This is a genomic window from Microcystis sp. M53603_WE2 (genome assembly GCF_030065435.1).
The window spans coordinates 1-2,273 of sequence record NZ_JASJFF010000837.1; the positions used below are offsets into that span (position 1 = coordinate 1).

At 46.4% G+C, this 2,273-nt stretch carries 4 protein-coding genes and 1 pseudogene; 4 read left to right on the top strand and 1 reads right to left on the bottom strand.

The window, feature by feature from the left end:
• The 4 genes and pseudogenes from PX481_RS17765 to purN all read left to right on the top strand — a co-directional run.
• Positions 1 to 487: pseudogene (locus tag PX481_RS17765) on the top strand (polyphosphate:AMP phosphotransferase); the annotation flags it as partial.
• Positions 488 to 591: 104 nt separating this feature from the next.
• Positions 592 to 1,143 (top strand): DUF6036 family nucleotidyltransferase, encoded by a 552-nt coding sequence (locus PX481_RS17770; protein ID WP_002758648.1) that lies wholly within the window; start codon positions 592 to 594, stop codon positions 1,141 to 1,143.
• Positions 1,140 to 1,424 carry a hypothetical protein gene (locus tag PX481_RS17775; protein WP_002769454.1) on the top strand — a complete coding sequence of 95 codons (285 nt, stop codon included), beginning with the start codon at positions 1,140 to 1,142 and terminating at the stop codon, positions 1,422 to 1,424. Before PX481_RS17770 ends, PX481_RS17775 begins: the two co-directional genes overlap by 4 nt.
• Positions 1,421 to 2,059 carry a phosphoribosylglycinamide formyltransferase gene (purN, locus tag PX481_RS17780; RefSeq protein WP_002758651.1) on the top strand — a complete coding sequence of 213 codons (639 nt, stop codon included), beginning with the start codon at positions 1,421 to 1,423 and terminating at the stop codon, positions 2,057 to 2,059. Before PX481_RS17775 ends, purN begins: the two co-directional genes overlap by 4 nt.
• On the opposite strand, the gene PX481_RS17785 is transcribed toward purN, so the two are convergent.
• Positions 1,996 to 2,220, bottom strand: a complete 225-nt coding sequence (locus PX481_RS17785; RefSeq protein WP_288026138.1) for a hypothetical protein — start codon at positions 2,218 to 2,220, stop codon at positions 1,996 to 1,998. The two genes, purN and PX481_RS17785, sit on opposite strands and share 64 nt — an antisense overlap.
• Positions 2,221 to 2,273: the final 53 nt, after the last annotated feature.

Sequence of the window (2,273 nt, forward strand, 5' to 3'; positions counted from 1 at the left end):
GACGGAGGAAGAACACCGCTATCATTACCTCTGGCGCTTCTGGCGGAAATTGCCCGCAGCCAAAACTATCGGTATATTCGATCGCAGTTGGTATGGACGGATTTTGGTGGAGAGAGTGGAAGGATTCGCTAAAGATATGGACTGGCGGCGGGCATATCAAGAAATTAACGAATTTGAGGCCCAATTAACCCATTCAGGCTGTGTTTTAGTCAAATTCTGGTTACATATTAGCCCCGAGGAACAGTTAAATCGTTTCAACGAGCGCCAAACTAACCCCTATCGTCAGCATAAACTCACCGATGAAGATTGGCGCAATCGGGAAAAACAGCCCCTCTACCATGTGGCAGTTAATCACATGGTAGCCCGCACTAGCACCCCCGTCGCCCCCTGGACGATTGTAGCGGCAAATGATAAGTATTTCGCCCGCGTTAAAGTCATAGAAACAGTAATTGCCGCTATTGAAACCGGTTTGAAACAACGGGGATAGGGGAGATAGGGGTATGGGGATTTTTTCGATTCAGTTGTACAATTTACCTTTGAGTAGGCACTAAACTAAACTGGTAACTTGAGGCAGATAATCACGGCCAAAAAATGCGTGCAAACGTTGACGCTCAGAAGTTAGAACGCCTAATGCAAATCTTAGGTAAAGAAGCTCAGGGTTCAGGCACTATCTACTTTACAGGTGGAGCGAGTGCCTTACTGGTGGGATGGCGCAATTCCACAGTCGATGTGGATATCCGTCTAGATCCCGAACCGCCGGGCATTTTTCAAGCGATCGCAAAGCTGAAAAAAGAATTGAACATCAACATTGAACTGGCATCTCCGCAGGATTTTCTGCCCCCTATTCCGGGATGGCGTGATCGAAGCGTATTCATTGGCAAACGAGGTCAAATCTCTTTCTATCACTATGATTTTACAGCCCAAGCTCTTTCTAAACTATCGAGAGGGTTTGACCGTGACTTGAAAGATATTGAAGCTATGTACGAACACAAATTATTCTCTTTGAATGAGCTAGGGGAATGCTTTGAAGCGATTGCACCGGAACTAATCCGATTCCCCTCCCTTAACCCTGATGTGCTGAGAAGCAGAGTCGAGAACTTTATTGAACGTTTTCAATGTCCACCAGAGGAGAAACAATCATGAATCTCAATGAGTTGCCAGGGGCCGAGATCATCTTACCCGGACTGAGGGATCTTCACAATGGTGAGTCCAATACCATTGGGGCGTTGCTAGTTGCGATCGCATCGACGCGCCTAACCGAAGTCGGTTTCGATATCCCTAAAAATCACCTAGCTTCAGAGCCTGAGCTAACCTTGTATGCCTATCTCCAAGAGGAACGGGATGATGCTTATTCTTACTATAATGCTTTGCTGAATCGCCTCAATAGCTTTTGCAATGCACTCGAACTCGCTTATAAAATATGATGACAATTTCCCCCAGTTTAATTTCTCCCGATCTCAGTTTGGCCGATATTCCCCTAGAGGAAACCCTCTCTTTAGGAGTGATGGCTTCTGGTAGTGGTTCCAATTTTGCTGTTTTGGCGGCAGCGATCGCAAAAAAACAGCTAAATGCCCGAATTCCTGTTCTCATCTACAATAATCCCGATGCCAAGGTAAAAGAAAGAGCCGATGACTACAATATCCCTGCGGTTTTCCTCGATCATCGTCAATTTAAACCCAGAGAAGAACTCGATCGGGCAATAGTAGAAACTTTCCAAGAATACGGCGTAAAATGGGTAATTATGGCGGGCTGGATGCGAATTGTCACCCCGGTTTTACTAGATGCTTTTCCCGATCGCGTGATCAATATCCATCCTAGTTTACTACCCAGTTTTAAAGGTGTGCGCGCCGTGGAACAAGCTTTAGCTGCGGGGGTAAAAGTGACCGGATGTACTGTGCATATCGCTCGCGCGGAGGTAGATAGTGGCCCAATTTTAATGCAAGCAGTGGTTCCCATTCTCCCGGATGATACCGCGGCCAGTCTCCACGAACGCATTCAAGTGCAAGAACATCGCATTTTCCCAGTAGCGATCGCTTTAGCGGCGAAATTGGGCCTATAGAGATAGATTTCTGGACTTTCTTGGCGAGAATACTGGCAAAAAAACGAAAATTCAACGCAAATCGTTAAATAAGTAGGGTCTGCTGAAAAAGTTTTTCCTAGGGGCAGGGTGTAGGGTGTGGGGTGTGGGGTGTGGGGTTTTACCGATTTTGAGGGGGTCAATTACCTAATTTTCAGGGAAAAAGTCCCTGAATTTCCCCCTGATCACTCCCATA